The following is a 15,021-nucleotide window of genomic DNA, read 5'->3' as shown; positions in this document are numbered from 1 at the left end:
TCACCTCGGCGGTGCCGGGCGCCGAACCGCCGCGCCAGGGCAGCAGGGCAATGATGAAATTCGTGCGCACCCGAGGCTCAAGTTCCACAACCTGCAGGCACGCCCAATTGCCGGACGAGCCCTGCACCGGGACCAGGTCACCGACCATGAGTGAGGTGGCGGAAGTCGGCGAGAAAGGGAACGCTCTGGGTTTCATTGGAGGCCTCGAGCTGATCCGGCTCAGACCACTCCCCGGCGGAAGCCCCGGTAGCCAAGTACCGCAGCGAGGCCGAGCCAAATGGCACCGGAAACGTAGTCGAACCATTCGGCCGCATTTCCGAAAGCGAGTATTGCGAACATCAGCATGGCGACCGCACCACAGAAATACATGACGGCGTCACTTGAGCGGTTGTCGGATTCGGTGCCCCCGGGAATTGTCATGCTGGGAAGAATACCTTGCTGCTCATGGCCGGCTGACAGGTCAGGGGTTCGATTCCCCTGAGCCTGTTGAACGAAACCGGGGGAGGCCCCGCTTAGGATGGGCGCATGCGCCAAGATCCGAGCGACTGGACCCCCGTGAGCACCGAGCGGCTGCTGCTGCGCCGCCTCGAACGTTCGGACTACGATGTCGCCATCCGGATCCATACGGACCCCCGGACCAACCGGCACAATCCGCATAGCCCCACCGTGGAATCCGTGGCACGGAGCCTGCAGGATTTCCTGGACCACTGGGACCGGGAGGGCTTCGGCTACTGGGCGGTGGTCGAACACGAGGCCCCGGAGATCGTCGTCGGTTTCACCGGACTGCAGCGCGCCGTGGTGGACGGCCGGACCATCCTCAACCTGTATTACCGCTACGACCCGGCGGTCTGGGGCCGGGGCTACGCGACAGAGGGAGCAACGGAAGCGGTCCGGCGCGGCCGGAAGCTGCTGCCGGAGCTGCCGGTCCTGGCCCGCACGACGACGACGAACACCGGTTCCCAGCGGACCGCCCTCGCCGCCGGGCTGCAGCATTTTCCCGGGTTGGACCGGGAGTATGCCGGAGTACCGGAGATGTATTTGGCCCTGGGCTGGCCTGGGATCTCTGGCGGAGACCCGCTCTAGCGATTGGAAGACTGCAGCCAGTCCTGCCTCAGTTCCTGGTTTCCATCCCCCGCAGCGTTTCTGGATACCCGCAGAGTCTCTGGTTAACAGCCGGCCCAGGTGTTCCTTAGCCAGGCACACACACGTGGTTATCCGTTTCGCAAATACGAGGTATCCCAATTACTCTCTTCCTCACATAGTCCGGCTCCTTCACAGTTTGTTGCAACGTGATGTACGTCACGTTCAACTTTGACTGTCAATGGAGACCCGATGAGAAGCATGAAGCCGAGAATGAAGGCCGGCGCACTCAGCGCCTTGCTGATTGCCAGCCTCGCTCTGGCATCCTGCAGTACGGCAACTGCAGAGGATGAACCCGCTGACGCAGAATCCGCTTCGGCAGCAACCTCCGGGAGCACCGACGCGTTGGCCGCCGCCTATGAGGGTACGGTCGGCACCCCGCCCACCGAATCGGTTCCAGTCCCCGAAGACCTCACGGTCTGGATTGTCTCCTGCGGACAGTCCCAGGTCACCTGCTCGACACCTTCCCAAGCTGCGGCGGATGCGGCGGAAGCGATCGGCTGGCAAAGCAACATCTGCGACGGCCAACTCAATCCCAACGGCTGGGCCAGCTGCATCCGTCAGGGTGTGGGCGCCGACGCGGACGTGATCCTTGTGATGGGCCAGGACTGCTCCAGTTTCCAGGGACCCCTCGAGGAAGCCCGTGCGGCAGGAATCACTACGGTCGGGGTCGGTGCCAACGACTGTGACATCGACGGCGGCGAGCCGCTGTACTCCGGCATAACCAAGAAGCTGGACGGACTGGACAACGAGCAGTGGTGGAACATGGTCGGTAAATTGCAGGCAGACTGGCTGATAGGCCAGACCGACGGCGATCTGAAGCTGCTGGAAGTGACGTTCGCCGACGCTAGGTTCGGACCCTGGATCAGCGACGGCCTGAACGCCGCCCTTGCGGACTGTGACACCTGCGAAGTCGTGGGAACACTGCAGCTGAGCAACCGGGACGCGGCGAGCGGCACCATGGCACAGAAGCTCTCCACCGCCCTGCTCCAGGCGCCGGATGCCAACGCCATCTCCGTTCCGCTGGACGGCTGGTTCCTGGCAGGTCTCTCGCAGGCCATTGTGTCTTCCCAGCGTTCCGACGATCTGGCCGTCATCGGCACCTTCGGTCAACGCAGCAACCTGGACCTGATTGCGGCAGGCGAAGGCCAGGACGCATCCGTTACCTTCAGCCTGGAGTGGGACGGCTGGTCCGGTGTGGACACCGCGCTGAGGCTGCTGGCTGATCAGGAGATTGCCGCCTCCGGCGTTGGGCTCCAGGTGGTGGACGCGGAAACCAATATGCCCGCCGACGGCACCTCCTTCACGTACAACCCGGAAATTGATTTCAAGCAGGCGTATCTGGAGGCTTGGGGCAAGTAGTGGCTGCTCACAACGAAAACCGCCGTTCCGTGCCCGCGGCAGCCGGGGGCACGGAACGTGCGGATGACCAAGCGGGAGCCGTTGCCTTGGCCGCCTATGGACTGGTGAAGTCATTCGCCGGCGCCAATGCACTCTCGGGCGTGGACCTGACGGTCAACGGCGGAACCATCCATGCGCTGCTCGGGGGCAACGGGTCGGGCAAATCAACACTGATCAAGTGCCTCGCCGGCGTCTACCAGGCCGATGCAGGCACGATCAGCATCCACGGAGAAAACCTTCCGGCCCGGCAGATGACCCCGCGCCGCGCTCGTGCCGCCGGACTGAGGTTTGTTCATCAGGATCTTGGCCTGTTCGACTCCCTGAGCGTGGCGGAGAATTTCGCGTTGGAGGCGGGCTTCCCCACCAATCCGCTGCACGGAATCCGTTGGCGCGAATTGCAGAACCGGGTGGACGGGTTGCTTGCGCATTACGCCATAGCGGTCCGGGCAACCGACCGATTGGGTTCGCTGCGGCCCAGCCAAAAAACCATGGTGGCCGTGGCACGAGCCCTTGCCGACCAGCAGGACAGCGAATACACGCTGCTGCTGGACGAGCCGACGGCGTCTCTCGCTGAGGACGAGTCCAGGGAACTGATGGCGGCACTGCGCTCCCGTGCCAACCACGGGCAGACAATCGTGCTGGTGACGCACCGTTTCCGTGAGATCGAGGAAGTTGCAGACCACGTAACAGTGCTCCGCGACGGCATCGTTGCCGGCGGCGGACCCGTGGCTGATACGTCCATCGCTGCCATCGTTGACATGATGTCGGGCGCCGGACCCGCGGGCTCCGGTCTTTCAGCCGGACCCGTCAGACCCGCCGGATCAGCCGGACCAGCCGGACCCGCCAGCGATGAGGCGGTCCTGGGAACTCCGGCGCCGTCGGCCCCGGGAGTCGGCGTGCGGGTCCCCCTCTTCGAAGGCAGGGATCTTTCCAGATACCCGCTGAGTGACGTAAACCTTTCGGTGGCGTCCGGTGAAATCGTGGGCCTGGCCGGGCTGGCCGGTTCAGGCCGCTCTACCGTTCTGCGCGCGATTTTCGGAGACACCTCCCTGAGCGGCGGAAGCATGAGCCTGGACGGAGAGCCGCATGAACCGTCCTCTCCCGCGGACGCGGTTCGTTCCGGCGTCGTCTTCGTACCCGAAAACCGCCACCGGGATGCAGCCTTCCTGGACCTCGGAGTACGGGAAAATGCCTCCGCCACCGTCATCGGGCGCTACTGGCGCAGGCTCGTGATGAACCTGCGGATGGAACGCGATGAGACCCACCGGCTGCTGGCCGACCATTCGGTTCGCGCTGACGGAATAGAAATCCCGATCAGCAGACTCTCCGGCGGCAACCAGCAGAAGGTGATCCTGGCACGCTGGTTGCGGCGAAAACCCCGGCTGCTCCTGCTCGACGAACCAACGCAGGGAGTCGATGTGACCTCCCGCCGGGATATCTACCGGTCGCTGCGGGACATCGCAGCACAAGGGTGCGGAGTGCTGGTGGCCTCCAGCGACCTCGACGAACTCGCCGAGCTGTGCGACCGGATCCTGGTCCTGGTGGAAGGCCGTATCGTCGCCGATCTTGTCCCCGCGGACACCGGACGCAGCGAGCTTGCCGCTGTCGTGATGGCCGCAGACCACACCGTCCGTGCCCCTCAAGAAGGATCAGAAGACTAATGGATAGCAGCCACACACCGCTCGAGACCCGGGAGGCCAAAGTTGCCGGCCCGGCCGGGCCGGAAAGCTCCCATGCCGGGCCGCAACGCAGTGCGGGAGGCCGGCTTCTGGGCGCGCATCTGGAACGTTTTGCCCTGCCGCTGCTGCTGGTACTGATCATCGCCTTCTTCGGCGTTTTCCCGGCCAGCTCCACTGTCTTTCTCAGCGGAGCCAACGTCTCGGTGGTGCTGGCAAACCAGTCCGTCGTTACCCTTGTCGCCCTCGCCCTGATATTTCCCCTTGTCGCAGGTCACTTTGATTTCTCGGTCGGCGGTATCGCGGTCCTGAGCAGCGTAGTTACCGCGGCTTCCATGGCGCATTTTTCGCTGCCGCTGTGGCTGTCCTGCCTGCTCGGAGTGGCAGTAGCTGCGGTTGTGGGAGCGGTAAACGGGCTGCTTGTGGCACGGTTTGGGATGAACGCCTTCGTCTCCACCCTTGGCATGGCCACACTTTTGGGCGGACTCATCCAGTGGTACACCGGCGGGCTAGCCATCATCGGCGTGGATCCGGCGTTCACGAAGTTCGGCAGCAGCAGCTGGCTGGGCCTGCCGCGGGTGGTGTTCGTGGTGGCAGTGCTCGCTTTCCTGGCCTGGTATCTCCTGACACATACTCCCTTCGGCCGCGCCCTCTACGCCATTGGGTCCAACAACCGAGCCGCCGTCCTGGTGGGCCTGCCGCTGCGCCGGTACACACAGACCGCCTTTTGCCTCTCCGGAACCCTGGCCGGGCTGGCAGGAGTCATCCTTGCGGCACGAACGGGCGGGGCCAATGCGGACAACGGAACCTACCTGCTTTTCCCTGCTTTGGCAGCCGTCTTCCTGGGAGCAACCGCCATACTGCCGGGCCGCTTCAACGTTGTCGGAACCGTGTTCGGGGTGCTGTTCGTGGCGGTCAGCGTCAGCGGCCTGACACTGAGCGGCGCTGCCAACTGGGTGGACCAAGTCTTTAACGGCGTGGCGCTTCTTGTCGCCGTCGGGCTGTCCAGTTATCTCGGCCGGCGCCGTTCGGGCCAAGGGACGTAGTGAAAGGGCAGCTCAACCACCCCGACGAGAAGAAGCCGGTAGCCGCTCACCTATGCTGTCCCGCATGAAGTCCATCGATCTGAACCTCCTGCCGACGCTTCAGGCCCTGCTCCGGCTGCGCAATGTCTCGAGGACGGCCGAATACCTGCAGCTGAGTCAGCCGGCTACAAGTGCCGCGCTTTCCCGGCTGCGCCGCTATTTCGACGACGAACTGCTCGTCCGTTCCGGCAGGCACTTCGAGCTCACCCCGCTGGCACAGGACCTGGTCCCGCTGGTGGACGAGGCTCTGCAGGGCCTGGACCGGGTCACCGGCATCCGCAGCAGGTTCGATCCCTTCACCAGCGACCGCGAGTTCACCATCGCAGCGTCGGACTACGCAGCAACGGTGATTCTGGAACCGCTGCGCCGCATCCTGCAGGTCGAGGCACCCGGTGTCAGCGTGAACGTTGTCTCGGGAGATGCGATGCCCCTGCACCAGGCCGATTTCACTCGCTGCGACCTGATGGTGGGACCCACCGGGTACTCCCTGCCCGGGGAGAAAAAAGCGGTCTTCCGGGACAGCTTTGTGGCGGTGGTCGATTCCGGGAATCCCATCGTGCTGGCGGAGCCCCTCCGTGCGGAGGATCTGGGCAGGCTCCCGCACGCCGTGGGTAACTTCGGTGCATCGATCAAAACCCCTGCGGACCTCTTCTGGGAAACGCTGGGGGTTGAACGCCGGGTCGCCGCGCAGGTATCCGGGCTGCTTGCCCTCCCGCTGCTCGTCGAAGGAACGGACCTGGTGGCGGTGGTTCCGAAAATGCTCGCCCTCAAATCCCAGCGGGGAGCAGGGATTTCGATCATTGAATTTCCCGCGGAAACAGAACCCGTGCTGGTGGAGGCCATGTTCTGGCACCCCAGCCGGGCCGAAGACCCGGCGAACCTGTGGCTCCGTTCCGTGGTCCAGCGCGCCTGCGCCCAACGGCACCCGGAGAGCAACGTCGTGACCCGCACGGCGGAGGTCGGCGGGACACTGCGGCCCTGACGGTTCAGCCCCGCTCCGCGGCGGCGCGGCCCTGACGGTTCAGCCCCGCGCCGCCGCGGCGCCGTCGTAACTGCGCGGCAGACGCTGCCGGGGCCGGGCACGCACCAGGGTGGATGCTTCACGGCGGGTGCCCACGGTGTTGGTGATGGCGCCGATGCCCTCCACCGTCATGCTGACGCTGTCCCCCGTCTGCAGGGGCGGCGGCGCCTGATCACCGAGACGCCCCCACAACTCGGCGAGGCAGCCGCTGCCGCAGGTGCCGGACCCCAGCACGTCGCCCGGAAGCACCCGGGAATCCTGCGAGGCGTAGGCCACCAGCTCGGCAAACGGCCAGCCCATGTTGGACAGCAGATCCTCGCCGACCCGGGACCCGTTGACGTCCACGCTCATCCGCAGGGCCAGGAAACCGTCGGAGTCATGCCGGTGAGCGAACTCGTCGGCAGTGACAATCCAGGGACCCAGGGTGCCGGCGAAGTCCTTCCCCTTGCAGGGACCCAGGCTGACCTTCATCTCCCGGCGCTGCAGGTCCCTGGCGGACCAGTCGTTGAAGACCGTGTAACCGAAGATGTGCTGCTGCGCCTGCGCGGCGCTGAGGTTGCTGCCGCTGCTCCCGGGGACCCGGCCGACGACGGCGGCGACCTCCGTTTCGAAATCCAGTTGGCTGCAGCCGGCCGGGATGGGGATCTCTTCACCCGTGGCCCGAATGGTGTGCGGATTGCTGAAGTAGAAAGTGGGGGCCTGATACCACTCCTCCATAACGCCGGGTGCACCGTCGATGCTGATCCGCATCCCCTCGACGTGTTCCTCGAAGGCAACAAAGTCCCGCAGGGTGGCCGGCACCAGCGGAGCCAGCAGCACCACGGCGGACAGCGGTGCGGACGAGGCGGCTCCGATGACCCGGTCCGCGGTTGCCAGGGTCTCGTCCAAGCCGGCCTCGAGCAGGTCGTTGGCAGTCTGTCCTGCGGGAAGCCGGTAGGCCCGGTCCTCATGGATGAAGCCGGAGCGGACCTCACCGCCGTCGTTCCAGCGTGCGAGCTTAACCATCGATTTCAATTCCTTCCCTAGAAGCGGCAGCACTGGCTCCGGCCTCTGCACGGCCCGCCCGGATACCGAGGGCTGCGGCATTGCCGCCGAGGATTTCCTGCTCCTCCCGGACGGAAAGACCGGCGGCTCGGACGTCCCCTACGGGGTCTTCCGAGCCCATGTCGAACGGATAGTCGGAGCCCAGCAGGATCCGGTCCGCCCCGGCGGCCCCGGCCAGTACGCGCAGTTCGGCAGGACTGTGGGTGAGCGAGTCGAACCACAGGCGGCTGATGTACGACGATGGCGGGGCAGCGCAGCCGCGTGCGTCCGGCCGAACCCGCCAGGCATGGTCGGACCGGCCGAGCGTGGTGGGCAGGTATCCGCCGCCGTGCGCCGCGATGACCCGCAGCTCCGGGTACCGGTCCAGCACCCCGGCGAAGATCAGGTGGGAGAGTGCGACGGCGTTTTCGGCCGGCTGCGAGACGGTATTCGCCAGGTAGAACCGGTCCAGCCGCTCATCCAGCGAGCATCCGAAAGGGTGCAGGAAAACGAGCGCGCCGAGTTCTTCGGCCCGGGCCCAGAAAGGCTCCAGGCGTGCGTCGGACAATTCCACGGTCCCGGCGTTCGGCCCCTGTCCCGGGACCCGGTCGAATCCGGGGGCGTAGGACCCGATTTCCACCCCCAGCAGGCCGCAGTCGAGCACCGCGTGGTCCAGTGCCGCGACCATGGCCTCCGGGTGCTGCAACGGAACCAGTCCCAGTCCCGCAAGCCGGTCGGGGGCGGACGCCACCAGCTCCATTACCGCGGTGTTCGCGCGGCGGGCGATTTCCCCGCCGAGCTCGGGGCCGGCGAAATAGTAATAGTGCGACGGTGAGGGCGAGACCAGCTGCACGTCGACCCCCGCGGCATCCATGTCCGCGAGCCGCCGGGACAAGTCCACCAGCCGCGGCCAGCGTTCACGGATCATGGCGCCGGAGATTTTCACCGATTCGGGTCCCTGCCGGCGGGCATCGAGCTCCTGGGCAGCAGCAAACTCCGCCGGAGCGCTGGCCGCCACATACTCCTGCAGCGCCGGCAGCACCACGTGGGCGTGGACGTCCACGACCGCGGGCAGGGACTTCTTTCCGGTCATGCGGGCTGGCTCACGGTTGCTGCCACTTTAGCGATCACGCCCGGCACGTCGGCGTCCCGCATCCGTCCTTCGAGCATCCACTGTCCCAGCTGCACCGATCCCCCGATGACGGTGCGGGCCCGTTCCAGCCGTCGCTGCGTGAAGGACTCCCAGAGGGAGTCATCCAGCTTTCCCCGGCTGGTCAACAGATCCGCCAGGACCGCCCCGTCTTCGACGGCCATGGCCGCTCCCTGGGCAATGGTGGGCGGGCAGCTGTGGGCGGCGTCGCCGATAATCACGGCCCTGCCGCGGTTCCAGGGTCCGTCCACCAAGTGAGCGGTGAACCGGGTGTAGTTGATCCGCGCACTGTGGTCCAGACTGGCCCGGATCTCCGTCCACGGCCCGCCGTAGGCTGCTGCAAGTTCGGTCATGATCTTCGGGCCGTCCTCCACCCTGCGCTCCTGGGCGTCCTCGACCAGGTAGGCGTACATGCTGTCCTGGCCGGTGGGGCAGTACCCGGCAATGTAGCAGGGCCCGCCGTAGGTCAGATCCGTGCGGACCACATCGGCCGGCCGGTCCACGAAAGCCCGCCAGATTCCCATCCCGGTGGGCTCCGGTTCGGTGGTGATCCCGATCGCGGCCCGCACCGTCGAGTGCAGCCCGTCGGCGCCGATCAGCAGGTCATAGGTGAGGCGGTCGCCGTCGTCGGTAATGACCGTGACTGAACCAGCGTCCTGTTCCACCCCCTTGAGCCGCCTGCCGTAGCTGATCCGCACTCCGGCATCGGCGGCGCGGCGCCTGAGCGCGTCGGTAAGGTCCGGCCGGTACATGCCCAGGGTGGCGGGCAGGTCCGGCCCGCCGGTCCGGACGTCGTCAACCACGGACAGCACGGTTCCCGCCGGATCCGGTGCGCGGAAGCCGAGCTCGCTGAAGGCGAAGCCCTTGCTGGCAATCTCGTCCCAGATGCCGAGCTGCCGGAAGATCCGCAGGGCGTTGCCCTGCAGGGTGATGCCGGAGCCGAGCGGGGACGGTGCCGCTTCCTTCTCCAGCACTTCCACGTCCACGCCCGCGTCGGCCAGCAGAATGCCCGCCGTTAACCCGGCTGCGCCCGAACCGACAATGCCTACCCTGTTCACAGCTGCCATGATGCAAACTCCCTTGTTTTCATTCCGGCGGATTATGTAACGGCTTACTTCAAGGCGATGGGATTAACCGGCGAGCCGACGGCACCGGTGATCGGCAGCGGAGCCGCGGTCAGCAGAAAGTCATATTGGCCGTCCGCCGCGCAGGACGCGGCAAGCTGCTCCGGGTCCCACATTTCGCCCAGATAAAGGCCGAGGTTGGGGATGGCGATCTGGTGCAGCGGCTGGAACGCGGTGTCGAACTCGTTCGGCCGGACCTCGAAACCCCACGTGTCGGTGGCGATCCCGGCGATCTCGCTGCGATGCAGCCAGGGCGCCATGCTGAAGGAAAGCCCCGGCGCCGGCCCGCCCGCATAGTCCCCCCACCCCTGCCGCAGGGTCCGGGCATACTGGCCGGTGCGCAGCACCACGATGTCACCGCGCCGGATCTCCGAGCTGGGCCCCTGCTTCTCGATGGTGGCCTCGATGTGCTCGGCGGTGATGGCGAATCCGTCCGGCAGCTCCCCGTCGTCGCTGCCCGCGCCGGGTCCCAGCGCCCGGCCGACGTCGAGCAGCACGCCCCGGGTGACGATCCGGGCCGCCGCGGTCTGGATTCCGGTGAGCTGGTCACCTTCGCTGGTCACCACCTGCCCCGCCCGCCGGCCGTTCCAGGCCTTTCCCCGGTCGAAAATGTGGCCGAGCCCGTCCCACTGCGTGGAGCACTGCAGCGGCATCGCGATGAAGTCGTCGGCTCCTCCGATGCCGTGCGGAAATCCCTGGTTGCCGAATTCGGCTTCCGTTCCCGTGTCGGTCATGGTGTGGACGGGGTTGATGCGGCGGCGCCAGCCCTTCTGCGGACCGTCGGTATTGAACGGCTGGGACAGGGAGAATGTCTGGCCGGTGCGGACCAGCCGGGCTGCCTCCACCCGCTTCGCCTCGTCGATGAAGTTCAGCGTGCCCAGGACGTCATCCGGCCCCCAACGCCCCCAGTTGTTGTGCGCAGCCGCCATCGCCTCGATGCTTCCCAGCGCGTCGTCGCGGCGGATCAGCTCCTGGTCTTCGGCGTTGATTCCGGTCACGGTGCCACCTCATCCCTGCAGCGCACAAGCTGCGTTCCCAACCCGGTAATCGTGCCTTCCATAACGTCGCCGTCGCGGAGCAGCCGCCCCCAGTGCGCCCCGTTGCCGGCGGGGCTGCCGGTCAGGACCAGGTCCCCGGGCAGCAGCGGCATCTGCTGGGAAGCATGCGAAACCAGCTGGGCCACGGTGAAGATCATGTCGGCGGTCGATTCCGACTGCATGGTTTCGCCGTTCAGCCGCAGCGTCACCATCAGGTCCTGCGGATCCGCCACGAACTTTGCGGGCAGCACCAGCGGTCCGGTCGGCAGGAAACCCGGGGCGTTCTTGGACCGGTACCAGTCACTGCCGATGGCCGGCATGTCCTTGCGGAAGACCAGGTCCCGGGTAGTGATGTCGTTGACCATCGTGTAGCCGAAGACGTAATCCAGGGCCTCCTCGGGGCTCACACGGAACGCCCGCTTGCCGACGACGGCGGCGAGCTCCAGTTCCCAGTCATGGGACTGGCTGTAACCCGGGAGCACCAGATCCTCGGTGGCGGAGGCCATCGCCGTCGGGAGGCCGATGAAAAAGTACGGGGTACCCTCGCCGGCCCGCCGGTCCATCGTGGCGGCGGTCCGTGCCCGGATCTCCTCCTCCGTGCCTTCACCGTCGCGGTGCGCCACTGCCAGGTCGATCACGTGCTGGCGGTAATTCGCCCCGGCCTGCAGGACCTGCTGCGGCCGCAGCGGCACAAGCACCGTGAGGTCCGCGTAGTCCAGCCAGCCGGCGGACTCACCGGGGGACTCTTCCGCGAGCCGGTCCAGCTGGCCCTCGGCCTTGTCCCAGTGTTCGATTACCGCTTCCAGGGTGACCCTGCTTCCGGGCAGGTCCAGGTTCGTGTCCGTCAGCGGCAGGACACGGCCGCCGGATTCCAGTCCGGCCCGGGTCTCACCGGTGCCCGGGTCCCGGAACGTGATCAGCGAGTAGGTCATCGACTTAGCCCCTGCCGTGCTTGGCGTAGGGGTTGATCAGCGCTTGTTTCATTTCCTCCGAGGCGCCTTCCTCCGTGGCGGTGAACCCGTCCGCCAACGGGAAGGATTCGGTCAGCGAATGCGGCATGGCCCCGTTGCGGTAGAAGTTGTTTGATCCCTGGGAAGGCGTCCAGGTGCGCGGCTCCCAGTCCGGCACGTAGTTGCGGTAGCCGCCCGAGTTCAGTTCCACCCGCAGCGCACTCGGCTCCCGGAAGTACAGGAAGTTCTGCTCTCCGATGCCGTGGATGGAGGGGCCGTATTCCATCGGGGTGCCGTTTTCCATCAACACGTCTGCGGCGCGGAGCAGGTCCTCATGGGAATCCACCCAGAACGCGATGTGGTTGACGCGCCCGGCCCGGCCCGAGGTATCCATGACCACCCCCAAATCGTGCGATTTTTCATTGGTGGTAAGCACGGAGAAGACGGTGATCGGCGCCTCGTCCAAGGTGGTGAAGGCCATGATCCGGAAGCCCAGGGCAGCGCTGTACCAGTCGGCGAACCCGGTGACATCGCTGCTGGCCACGGTCACGTGATCCAGGAAGCGCGGTGCCGCGGCATGGCTGCTCCGCCGTTCCGGCCGGTCCGGGTAGATGGATTTCCAGTCGGGTTCCGCTACATACGGTTCCACTTCGTAGAACAGTTTCATCGGGTGCCCGTAGGGGCCGGTGAACTGATAGGCCTTGCCGTGCGCGTGCCCGCCCGGAATCCATTCGCCCTGCACACCCGCGGCTTCCACGTTTGCCGCCGCCGCCTCGAGTGCCTCAGCGGAGGCCGTGCGCCAGGCCATGTTCGCCAGGGACGGTTCTTCCCCTGGCCGCACCACCAGGCTGTACCGGTAGTGGTCACCCCAGCAGCGCAGATAGGAAACGCCGTCAAGGGAATCCACCAGGCGCATGCCGAACTTCTCCACGTAGAACCGGGTGGAGGCCTCGACGTCGGGGCTGGTGATTTCCAGGTGTGCCAGATGGGAGAGCAGTCGTTCCACGGGCTTTCTCACAATCGTTAGGTGCGGAGCTTTTCAGAACCTAACTGTGATCGTCACCACGTAGTTGTGGAAGCGCTCTTTTCCTATGGCAGGTATCCATGCGGTGGATGGCCGGCCGGGCCCGCTCCGAAGGGCCCGGCCGGCCTCCTCCACACGCGGGTCCCTCGGCCTCATCGGGCGTTGAAGCCCGCGTCCACGGGGAGAGTCACGCCGGTGATATACCGGGCGTCGTCGCTCACCAGGAAAGCAATCGCGTTGGAGATATCGATGGCCTCGACCCACGGAACAGGCATCAGGTTCTTGACCGCATCGCCGCTGTCCGGGTTGTCGGCGAACAGCTTCTCGAGGACCGGATTCTGGACCATGGGGGTCGCGACTCCCGTCGGGTGGATCGAGTTGACGCGAATGTTCTGCGGGCTGAGCCAGTTGGCGAACGATCGCATGAGCCCCACGACTCCGTGTTTGGCGGCGGCATAGCCGGTTCCGGCTCCACCGTTGCCGCCGGTTCCCTTGAGGCCCTGGGTGGAACTCGTCAGGACGATGGAGCCCGCCTGCTTCGCGATGAGGTTTGGCACAGCAGCAATCACCGTGTTGTAGACGCCTGTGAGGTTGACGTCGATGACATCGAGGAAAGGCTGCTCGCGATCACCACTCAGTCCGAGAGGTGCAATGCCTGCGTTGGCCAGGATGATGTCGATGGGGCCGACGGTAACCTCGCCCTCCTTGACCGCCTTCTCGAGCGCGGCGAGGTCGCGTACATCAGCCTGCTGGGCGAAGATCCGGCGGTCGAGAGCTTCGACGAGGCGCACCGTCTCGGCAAGGTCCTCCGGGGTCGCCATGTCGTATTCGACCGACTCAATTTGACTGCAGATGTCGACGGCAATGATGTCGGCACCCTCCTCCGCCAGCTTGATGGCGTGGCTTCGCCCCTGGCCTCGTGCCGCACCGGTGATGAACGCTACTTTTCCGTCGAGCTTGCCCATGAGGGACTCCTTCATGCGTCGAGTCAGGAAACGCCGTTGATTCCCGACAGTGCCCGACAAGCTAACATGCGGTGCCATCCGGTGGGGAGCAGAATGTACTCGATTTTCGCCGGGCCGCTTTTAGCCGGCCGAACGCGCCGGCACCGGCGCGGTGGCCCAGAACGCCAGCGCGGCGACCGGCAGCACGACGCCCAGGCTTGTGAACAGCTCCAGCGCCGCCGGGCCCTGGCCGCTGACGACGCCGGTCAGCATCATGGTGACGGTGATCGAGGACAGCATAAACACCGGCACCAACACCACTAGCAGGGCGATGCCCGCGCCGCGGACCCCGGCCCGCCGTCGTCGTACCGCCACCCACAGCGCCGGCAGCACCAGCGCAATCCAGACCCAGTGATGGAACCAGGAAATCGGCGAGATCGCGAGCATCACGACGGCGTTCGCGCTGATTGCCGCCACCGTGTCACCGCGCGCGTCCGAGCGGCGGATGGCGAAGAAGCCCAGCACGACGACGGCGGCCGAGGCCAGCAGCCAGAGCGGACGCTGCAGCGCCTCGGGTGTCCCGACATGCGCGAGGAGCGAATTCAGCGACACGTTGTACATGTCCGTGGTGTCCCCGACGCGGTCGGAATTGAAGAGCGAGTCGAACCAGAAGGTCCGCGACTGCTCCGGCGACGCGAGCCAGCCGACGGCAATAGTGGCGGCGAACGTGGCGCCCATCGTCAGGATGGCCCGCCAGTCGCGGCGGACCAGGAAGATCAGCCCGAAGGCCAGCGGGGTGAGCTTGATGCCGGCGGCGAGCCCGATGAGGATGCCGCGCGGAATCTTTGACGACGCCGGCCGGAGCAGGTCCGCGACGATCAGGAGCATCAGCATCGGGTTGATCTGGCCGAAGCCCAGTCCTTCCCGCCACGGTCCGAGCACGCCGATCAGCAGGGTGGCGAGGACCGCGACGCCGGCGCTGCCGCCCAGGGCGGTGTGCAGCCGCGGCGGCAGCACCTCGTTTTCCGTGAGGTAGCGCGCAACCAGGAAGGCGGTCAGCACCAGGCAGGCGCACGACGTCGCCGTCAGCAGGACCAGCCCCACGGCCTCGGGGAGAACCGCGAACGGCGTCAGCAGCAGGGCGGCGAAGGGCGGATACGTGAACGGCAGGCCGCGGGTGTCCGTTTCGACCAGGCTCGGGTCATACAGCCGGTGCTCGCCCAGGCCCAGGAAGGCCCGGGCCCCTTCGCGGTACACGGTGAAATCCAGCCCGTGGATCTGGGCGCCGAGAACCACCAGGACCAGGGCGGCGGGCAGGCCGAGGGCGAGCCAGAGGATCCGGGTGCGGGGACGGGACGCCGGGTCCGCCGTTGATAATGCCATGCCTGCCAGTTTAGACGGCGGGGTCCCTTCGGCTTGTTGCCGGGCCTGGGGGTTCCTTCTGCG

14 protein-coding genes are annotated in these 15,021 nt (G+C 66.3%); 5 read left to right on the top strand and 9 right to left on the bottom strand.

The annotated features are described in order from the left end of the window. Positions 1-219: 219 nt before the first annotated feature. Positions 220-420, bottom strand: coding sequence for a hypothetical protein (locus tag N2K98_RS15835; protein WP_255864684.1), 201 nt, complete (start codon positions 418-420; stop codon positions 220-222). Positions 421-525: 105 nt separating this feature from the next. On the opposite strand from N2K98_RS15835, the gene N2K98_RS15830 reads away from it, so the two are divergent. The 5 genes from N2K98_RS15830 to N2K98_RS15810 all read left to right on the top strand — a co-directional run bounded on the left by N2K98_RS15830 (position 526) and on the right by N2K98_RS15810 (position 6,284). Next, complete coding sequence (locus N2K98_RS15830; RefSeq protein WP_255864686.1) at positions 526-1,083, top strand: GNAT family N-acetyltransferase; 558 nt, start codon at positions 526-528, stop codon at positions 1,081-1,083. A 249-nt stretch (positions 1,084-1,332) separates the two neighbouring features. After that, positions 1,333-2,502: a sugar ABC transporter substrate-binding protein gene (locus N2K98_RS15825; RefSeq protein WP_255864687.1), complete on the top strand. Its 1,170-nt coding sequence runs from the start codon at positions 1,333-1,335 to the stop codon at positions 2,500-2,502. After that, the gene (locus N2K98_RS15820) at positions 2,502-4,202 is read left to right on the top strand and encodes a sugar ABC transporter ATP-binding protein (protein WP_255864688.1); all 1,701 of its coding nucleotides are present in this window, start codon (positions 2,502-2,504) and stop codon (positions 4,200-4,202) included. Before N2K98_RS15825 ends, N2K98_RS15820 begins: the two co-directional genes overlap by 1 nt. After that, positions 4,202-5,263, top strand: coding sequence for an ABC transporter permease (locus N2K98_RS15815; RefSeq protein WP_255864689.1), 1,062 nt, complete (start codon positions 4,202-4,204; stop codon positions 5,261-5,263). The genes N2K98_RS15820 and N2K98_RS15815 overlap by 1 nt, the downstream gene beginning before the upstream one ends. A gap of 64 nt (positions 5,264-5,327) precedes the next feature. Next, positions 5,328-6,284, top strand: a complete 957-nt coding sequence (locus N2K98_RS15810) for a LysR family transcriptional regulator (protein ID WP_255864690.1) — start codon at positions 5,328-5,330, stop codon at positions 6,282-6,284. Positions 6,285-6,323: 39 nt separating this feature from the next. On the opposite strand, the gene N2K98_RS15805 is transcribed toward N2K98_RS15810, so the two are convergent. From N2K98_RS15805 to N2K98_RS15770, 8 genes are all read right to left on the bottom strand, one after another. Then, entirely contained in the window at positions 6,324-7,328 is a 1,005-nt protein-coding gene (locus tag N2K98_RS15805) for a fumarylacetoacetate hydrolase family protein (protein ID WP_255864691.1), read from the bottom strand. After that, the gene (locus N2K98_RS15800) at positions 7,321-8,439 is read right to left on the bottom strand and encodes an amidohydrolase family protein (RefSeq protein WP_255864692.1); all 1,119 of its coding nucleotides are present in this window, start codon (positions 8,437-8,439) and stop codon (positions 7,321-7,323) included. Before N2K98_RS15800 ends, N2K98_RS15805 begins: the two co-directional genes overlap by 8 nt. Beyond that, positions 8,436-9,563, bottom strand: a complete 1,128-nt coding sequence (locus tag N2K98_RS15795) for an FAD-dependent monooxygenase (RefSeq protein ID WP_255864693.1) — start codon at positions 9,561-9,563, stop codon at positions 8,436-8,438. Before N2K98_RS15795 ends, N2K98_RS15800 begins: the two co-directional genes overlap by 4 nt. Positions 9,564-9,607: 44 nt before the next feature. Then, positions 9,608-10,549: a cyclase family protein gene (locus N2K98_RS15790; RefSeq protein WP_255796755.1), complete on the bottom strand. Its 942-nt coding sequence runs from the start codon at positions 10,547-10,549 to the stop codon at positions 9,608-9,610. A gap of 65 nt (positions 10,550-10,614) precedes the next feature. Further along, complete coding sequence (locus N2K98_RS15785; RefSeq protein ID WP_255864694.1) at positions 10,615-11,589, bottom strand: fumarylacetoacetate hydrolase family protein; 975 nt, start codon at positions 11,587-11,589, stop codon at positions 10,615-10,617. A 4-nt stretch (positions 11,590-11,593) separates the two neighbouring features. Beyond that, positions 11,594-12,613: a VOC family protein gene (locus N2K98_RS15780; protein WP_255796572.1), complete on the bottom strand. Its 1,020-nt coding sequence runs from the start codon at positions 12,611-12,613 to the stop codon at positions 11,594-11,596. 170 nt (positions 12,614-12,783) lie between these two features. After that, positions 12,784-13,596 carry a mycofactocin-coupled SDR family oxidoreductase gene (locus N2K98_RS15775; protein ID WP_255796573.1) on the bottom strand — a complete coding sequence of 271 codons (813 nt, stop codon included), beginning with the start codon at positions 13,594-13,596 and terminating at the stop codon, positions 12,784-12,786. A 120-nt stretch (positions 13,597-13,716) separates the two neighbouring features. Next, positions 13,717-14,958 (bottom strand): glycosyltransferase 87 family protein, encoded by a 1,242-nt coding sequence (locus N2K98_RS15770; protein WP_255864695.1) that lies wholly within the window; start codon positions 14,956-14,958, stop codon positions 13,717-13,719. Between the last annotated feature and the right edge of the window lie 63 nt (positions 14,959-15,021).

It is taken from the genome of Arthrobacter jinronghuae, assembly GCF_025244825.1.
Taxonomy (GTDB): domain Bacteria; phylum Actinomycetota; class Actinomycetes; order Actinomycetales; family Micrococcaceae; genus Arthrobacter_B; species Arthrobacter_B jinronghuae.
Note: the sequence above shows the minus strand (reverse complement) of the source record. Positions and strands in the feature narration are given on the sequence as shown.